This window comes from Sutterella sp. KLE1602 (assembly GCF_001578585.1).
In the GTDB taxonomy this organism is placed as follows: Bacteria; Pseudomonadota; Gammaproteobacteria; order Burkholderiales; family Burkholderiaceae_F; genus Sutterella; species Sutterella wadsworthensis_A.
Genome location: NZ_KQ968558.1, coordinates 1 through 5843, shown reverse-complemented (window position 1 = coordinate 5843; position 5843 = coordinate 1). Strand labels below are relative to the sequence as shown.

Annotated in this window: 7 protein-coding genes and 1 pseudogene; 3 read left to right on the top strand and 5 right to left on the bottom strand. The window is 59.8% G+C overall.

Annotation, left to right across the window (positions count from 1 at the left end):
- Positions 1-183: 183 nt before the first annotated feature.
- Complete coding sequence (locus HMPREF3036_RS12490) at positions 184-306, bottom strand: hypothetical protein (RefSeq protein WP_255358820.1); 123 nt, start codon at positions 304-306, stop codon at positions 184-186.
- A gap of 265 nt (positions 307-571) precedes the next feature.
- On the opposite strand from HMPREF3036_RS12490, the gene HMPREF3036_RS07855 reads away from it, so the two are divergent.
- A complete protein-coding gene (locus tag HMPREF3036_RS07855) occupies positions 572-1777 on the top strand; it encodes an ATP-binding protein (RefSeq protein WP_062333307.1) in 1206 nt (401 codons plus the stop codon).
- Positions 1778-1903: 126 nt separating this feature from the next.
- Entirely contained in the window at positions 1904-2503 is a 600-nt protein-coding gene (locus tag HMPREF3036_RS07850) for a LysR family transcriptional regulator (RefSeq protein WP_005435280.1), read from the top strand.
- A 187-nt stretch (positions 2504-2690) separates the two neighbouring features.
- On the opposite strand, the pseudogene HMPREF3036_RS11590 reads toward HMPREF3036_RS07850, so the two are convergent.
- The 4 genes and pseudogenes from HMPREF3036_RS11590 to HMPREF3036_RS07830 form a co-directional block, all read right to left on the bottom strand.
- Positions 2691-3021: pseudogene (locus HMPREF3036_RS11590) on the bottom strand (YqhA family protein); the annotation flags it as partial.
- An 814-nt stretch (positions 3022-3835) separates the two neighbouring features.
- Positions 3836-4294: a DIP1984 family protein gene (locus HMPREF3036_RS07840; protein WP_156469784.1), complete on the bottom strand. Its 459-nt coding sequence runs from the start codon at positions 4292-4294 to the stop codon at positions 3836-3838.
- A 7-nt stretch (positions 4295-4301) separates the two neighbouring features.
- Positions 4302-4754, bottom strand: a complete 453-nt coding sequence (locus HMPREF3036_RS07835; protein WP_062333296.1) for a DIP1984 family protein — start codon at positions 4752-4754, stop codon at positions 4302-4304.
- Positions 4755-4781: 27 nt separating this feature from the next.
- Positions 4782-5564, bottom strand: a complete 783-nt coding sequence (locus HMPREF3036_RS07830) for a DUF4261 domain-containing protein (RefSeq protein WP_005435179.1) — start codon at positions 5562-5564, stop codon at positions 4782-4784.
- On the opposite strand from HMPREF3036_RS07830, the gene HMPREF3036_RS12320 reads away from it, so the two are divergent.
- Positions 5563-5843, top strand: a 281-nt coding sequence (locus tag HMPREF3036_RS12320; protein ID WP_231853604.1) for a hypothetical protein, incomplete at its 3' end; no start/stop codon positions are given. The two genes, HMPREF3036_RS07830 and HMPREF3036_RS12320, sit on opposite strands and share 2 nt — an antisense overlap.

Genomic DNA, 5843 nt, shown 5'->3' with positions numbered 1-5843 from the left:
CCTCGACTGTATCGAAACCCTCCCACTTCAGTGGAGAGGTTGTTTAGGCTCAACGTCCGTCAGGTCTGAGAGGTCAAGCGTCGTCGAGGTCGCATCGCCCATCGATTTCTCCGTTCGTGTTCGTCTGCGCCCGCCGAACGCATGTCGTTCGGCGGGGCGTCCATCGCCATGTGTCTGAGGTTGTCAGCCTTGGTCGGAAAGGAGCTTGAGGAGCTCCTCCTTCGAGAGACGGCTCGACATGTCGGCGCCCTCAAGAAGCGCATCGGCGAGCGAGCGCTTCGTATCGTGCAGGCGAAGGATCGCCACCTGGGGTTGGCTCGTCGGCCACGAACTCGCCGCCGCATAAGGCTTGCGCCGACATCTGAAGACTCCTCCGCGGCCTTTCGTTCGCACGTTAGCTCTGCAGACGGAAGGCCGCTTCGTTTCCAAGCTTGCGCAACCCAGACCCGAACACCACCTGAATGCCGACTTGGAACAAACAGAAGCAACTGAACGGCTCCAAAGCCAACCACCCATGCAGACCCATGTTATATTGGAATTTAGTCCAACTCCTTTGCAAAACACGTCTAAGATGGAACTGATTCCAAGAAAAGACTATCTGCGCCAGCTGCGCACATTTCGAGACACCCAGCTCATCAAAGTCATCACGGGCGTCCGTCGATGCGGAAAGACCACCTTGATGACGCTCTTCATCAATGAGCTGAAGGCAGGTGGCATTGAAGACGAGCGGATCGTTCGCATCAACTTCGAAGACTATGACGCCATTGAGCTGACCGACCCGAAAGCCCTGCATGCCTATCTGAAGTCGAAGCTACAGCCCGGAAAGACCGTCTATTTCTTTCTCGACGAAATCCAAAACGTTTCGGATTTCCAGCGCGTCATCGACAGCCTCTACATTCGCGACAATGTCGACATCTATTTGACGGGATCAAACGGCACGATGCTGTCCTCAGACCTCGCCACACTGTTGAGCGGGAGGTATGTCGAAATCAAGATGCTCCCGATGTCCTTCGGCGAGTTTGTTGAAGGCACTCACGCCAATGGTTCGCTCAGTAAAAGCTATCGCCGATATCTGGAAGTCGGCTCCTTCCCTTATGCGCTCTCTCTTCCCAATGCCGAGGCGGTGCGCACTTATTATGAGGGAGTCTTCAGCACAATCCTGCTCAAGGATTTGGCGCTGCGGCTGAAGCTCTCGGACACGTCGCTCCTTCTGAGCATTTGTCGCTTTCTCTTTGAGAATATTGGGAGCCTTGTTGCACCCAAACGAATTGCGGACTACCTGAATGCACAGGGTCGAAAGTGCGACGTCAAAACCGTCGACAAGTACCTCAATGCGTTGATGGACTGCTTTGTACTCTATGAAGCGAGACGCTTCGACATTCACGGTAAGGCTGAGCTGGCCCGTTTGGAGAAATACTATCTGGTTGACCTTGGGCTTCGCCGAACGGTGCTCGGCAACAAGGCGATGGATGTTGGGCACACGCTGGAAAATGTGGTCTATCTCGAATTGCTGCGCCGCGGATTTGAAGTCTACGTCGGGCGCGTCGATCAGACGGAAGTGGACTTCGTTGCCAAATCGGCTGACGGCTACCAATACATCCAAGTGTCGGCAACCGTGCGGGATCCCGACACCCTTGCACGGGAATTGAGGCCCTTGCAGAATATCAAGGACCATTATCCGAAACTCCTGCTCACCCTCGACGACGACCCGGACATGGATCACGACGGCATCCGGCAGTGCAATGCGTTGGAATGGTTGCTGACGCGAAAGCCGTGAGGCTCTTCTCGCCGCCGGCGACGGCACCTGGCCTGCATGGCTCCCATTGCGCGATATTCGAGACAATGGATGCAGGTACCGTCATCCTTCGATCCATCGCCTCGGGCAGCCGCCCTGAGGTTCTTCATGAAAATTCGTCAAATCAAGGCGTTTCTGGCCATCGTGTCCACGGGCGGCGTGCGCCCGGCGGCCAAGAAGCTCTGTCTCACGCCGTCGACGGTCGCCAAATCCATCGGCCAGCTCGAGTCGGATCTCGGCGCACCGCTCTTTGAGCGCAGCGCTCTGAACCTGAGGCTCAATGCCGCCGACCCGCCGTCAAGCTCGTCTTCACGAGCGGCTTTTTCTCAGACTGCAGAACTTTCCGCGCTCGTCGAGGAGCCGCTCTTTGAGGTCGACCACGGCATCGTCGCGGCCCCCGGCCATCCGGTGCTCGCGCCCGATGCGGATCTCAAAACGGTGTTCGCCCAAAGCGAGTGGCTCACCACCGTGCAGGACGAAGGCTTTCTTCTCGAAAAGCTCGGCGGTCTCGGCATTTCACCCGAGCGAGTGACGCTCTGCGACTTCTTCGGCATCGATGCGCTCAAGGGACGCAATGACGCTTTGACCCTCTCTCCCTTGAGCGTCATTGAGGACAGCCTCTACGCAGGCCGCCCTCGACGCACTTCACCCTGCGCTCTTTCCGCTTTCTCCCCTCACCGTCTCCTTCTTTCACCGAAAGGCGGTTGAGCCCTCGCCGCCCGCCGACTTCATGCGCCACGCGCTTCGCCTGGCCTTCGCGCAATGGATGGCCGCCAAGCCGCGCCGCTTCATTCGAGCGCGTTGGAGACCAACACGTTCACTTATGTTTCTTGGAATCAATTCCACCTTTGGAACCATTTTCAAAAGAAACGGGAATAAATTCCAACTAACATAAGGACACCTTGTTCTTGAGGCTGCCCGCGTCCATCTTGCCGAGCCAGCCGAGACGCTCCGAATCCTTCTCGTCAAGGTCAAGCCTCGAAACGAAGTTCTCGTAGGACGAGTACATGACCATCATGATCAGGCCGCCCACCAGGCCCATGTCGACCATCGAAAGAAGCGAGAGGATGAGGTCGGACTCCGAGAGCTCGAAGACGTGCGGCAGCACGTGCCAGACCTCATGGAAGAACTTGAGCGCCAGCGCCAGAAGCGCAAGCGACAGGCCGAGAAAGAACGGCGCAAGAATCCAGCGCGCTGTAGAAGAGTTTTTCGAAGAACGATTCCATGGGCGTCCCGTATGAGCGAAGTCTGAAAAAACTATCGACACACACAAGCCGATAGCACGAGGACCACAGATTCTACAACATGCAGGCTTCTTCGTGCGTCCATCCCGAATGACGGTATTCCCGCTTTTTCTTCAGCGGTTTCCTGAGGTACGCATGCTGCCTGCTGCAGACGCCCGGGAACAGGCCCGAGCATCGCATTGCAGAGCGCGTTCGAACTCAAACGCCTCGTCAAGCAAACGATTCTGCAGATCGTTCACACGAAGCGGGAGCCGACAATGCAAGAAGGGCAGGAGACGCCCATAAGGTCACACATCCGCTCACGCTCAAGCACTCTGCATCAAGAAAAACCAAGAATTCATCGCACACGCGAAACCCGTTGGAGCTCACGAGATTCACTGCCGTACGCACAAAAAGAACGGACGAAACCGCACGCATTTCGCCTCATCTTGCCTTCCCGCCCCCGCCTCCTACAAAACGACTCGTTCAGTGCTCGATCAATTCAGTTCCCGTCAGGAGGTCGCATTTCCAGAACCGGGCATACAGTGAAAAGTGCAACAAGAATTGTCCGCCCGCCTTCGGTCGCCTTCAAAAAAAGGCGCCGCATCGCGTGATGCAGCGCCTCGAGGCTTTGGATGGGTGCCGTCCGGACGAATTCCGTAAATCGAGCCGATGGTAAGAAGGCTTCGTGCTGAACCGTGAAAGTACGAGCGTGGAAGTGAGTCGTGAAAGTGCAGTTCTGACCGGCGGCTTCCGGCCGATCCGGCCTGACAGCGGCGGCTCCGCCTTCACGAGGCTTCGCCGGACGGCATGATCGTTAGAGTAGCTCGGTCTCCCAGTTCGCCTGCTGGATGCGGGCGTCGATCGCGTTGATGCGAAGCGCGAGCGCGTCGAGCTCTGCATGGCGGCGGGCGGTGCTGAAGGTCGTCACCGACCTGACCGAGCCGGGACCGCCGTGGCGGTCGTAGGACGGGGCAGCGGCCCTGAGAGCGCTCTGGAGCACACGCAGGCGCCTCCACGAGACGTCGCGTTCGGCGATCCAGTCGGCGAGGATGCGGCCCTCGACAACGGTTTCGACGTTGGTGCGGGAGATCCTTGAGACGATCTCGACAAGCGCCGCGGCGGCCTTCTCGAGCATGGCATAGAGCGCGTCAGGTGACTCGTCTGGCTCAACCCCCTCCTGAACGCGGGCCGAGGCGTGGAGCCTCTCCTCAAGACGCGTGAGGCGCGCCTCGAGCTCCTTGCGGGCGTTGAGTGCTTCGGCAAGCTTCATCATGTTCTCCTCAGCAGAGCTCGGTCGCCCAGTTGGTGGCCTGAATGCGGGCGTCGATGCCGCGGATGCGGGCGGCGAGCGCGTCGGCCTCGTGCTTGCGGGCGACAACGTCGATGACGGGCACGACGCGGACATCATCCGCGCTGCGGCGCTCGATGCGCTCGGACGCCCTGTCGGCGACGCCCGACAGGATGTTGAAGCGGCGCACGGAGACGTCGCGCTCGGCGATCCAGTCCGCAAGCGGACGACCGTCGACCACAGTCTCCCTGTTCGTGCGGGCGATGCGCACCATCAGGGTGCGGAGCTCCTCGGCGGTTGAGTCGAGGAGCGCGAAGAGCCTTTCGGGATCCTCGCTCACGGCGTCGCCCTCCTGAATGCGGGCGTTGGCCCTGAGGCGGCCCTCGATCGAGGAGAGCCGCGCGTCTAGCGCCTTGCGCTCAGCGAGCGCTTCTGCAAGCCTCATACTATGTCTCCCAACCTGCGGCGCGGCTCAGAGCGTGATCTGCATGGTCTTGAGACCGGGGATCATGCTGCTTTCGGCGTAGCGGACCGCCTGGGCCTTCTCGGGATGGAGACCGAGGATCTGACCGTCGCGCAGGCCCTTGCCCGTCTTGAGCGTGTAGGAAGCAACCGTGTAGAGGAATTCCTGGATCACCTCGGGCTTTTCGGCGGTCGGACTGATCTCGAGCTCGTTGTGACCGAGGAAGCTCATGCCCATGGTGAAGGCGACGAAGTTGGTCTCGTCGGCCTTCGCGATCGCGAAGGTGACGAGATTAAAGAGCGGAAGTTCGCCGCCCTTCATGACGGTGGCGCCCTCACGGTAGCCATCCGTGCCGAGAATCGTGGAGCCCGTGTCGATGGCAAGGGCCGAGGGCTGGTTGCAGAGCGAGGAAACCACCTTGACGAGCACCTGGGCGGCCTCGACAAGGGAGGCGGTCTTCGGAATCGCAGCAACGGCGAGGTGGGCGCGGTGCAGTTGGGCCATGGCGCCCGCCTGCGGCCAGAGCGGGTTCATGGCGGCGTGCATGCGGGCCATCTCGGCGGGAAGCGGTTCTTCGAAGAGCTTCACGGCGATGACGGCGCCCTCGGCCTCGAACACGAGGGACTCGGAGGCGTCGGCGGGCAAGTCCTTCTCGGGCACCGTGATCTCCCATTCCTGGGCAAGGGTCGTGGCGAGAAGCTTCGGATCCCATTCGGCACCGGACAGCAGGACGGAGGCCTCAACGGGCGTGATCTGGACTTCGGATTCGGAAGCGTTGGTTTCTTCGGTCATGATGAACTTCGTGTTTGTCTCAAAGGGATGTGCGGCTTCGAGCAGCGCTCTCCTCGGGCGCCGGACCGCATGGATCAGGCATTATAGCCCGCCGGTCCGCTGCGCTTTCCCTCCCGCGTTCCTCAGGACCGTGATGCCGGGCGAGGACGACCGCATCCCGTACGCCGTGGTCTGCAGACACTCGCCGCTCCGGGCTGCCGAGGACCTAGAACTGCACGGGAACGAGCCGGACATGCCTGTTGAAAGTAAACAACTCTCGACTAAAGTCGAAAGCTTTAT

Excerpts from the sequence above, each read along its gene's own strand:
- HMPREF3036_RS07835 (WP_062333296.1), bottom strand. The coding sequence starts at position 4,754 with ATGAGGCTTGCAGAAGCGCTCGCTGAGCGCAAGGCGCTAGACGCGCGG.
- HMPREF3036_RS07840 (WP_156469784.1), bottom strand. The coding sequence starts at position 4,294 with ATGATGAAGCTTGCCGAAGCACTCAACGCCCGCAAGGAGCTCGAGGCG.
- HMPREF3036_RS07850 (WP_005435280.1), top strand. The coding sequence starts at position 1,904 with ATGAAAATTCGTCAAATCAAGGCGTTTCTGGCCATCGTGTCCACGGGC.
- HMPREF3036_RS07855 (WP_062333307.1), top strand. The coding sequence starts at position 572 with ATGGAACTGATTCCAAGAAAAGACTATCTGCGCCAGCTGCGCACATTT.
- HMPREF3036_RS07830 (WP_005435179.1), bottom strand. The coding sequence starts at position 5,564 with ATGACCGAAGAAACCAACGCTTCCGAATCCGAAGTCCAGATCACGCCC.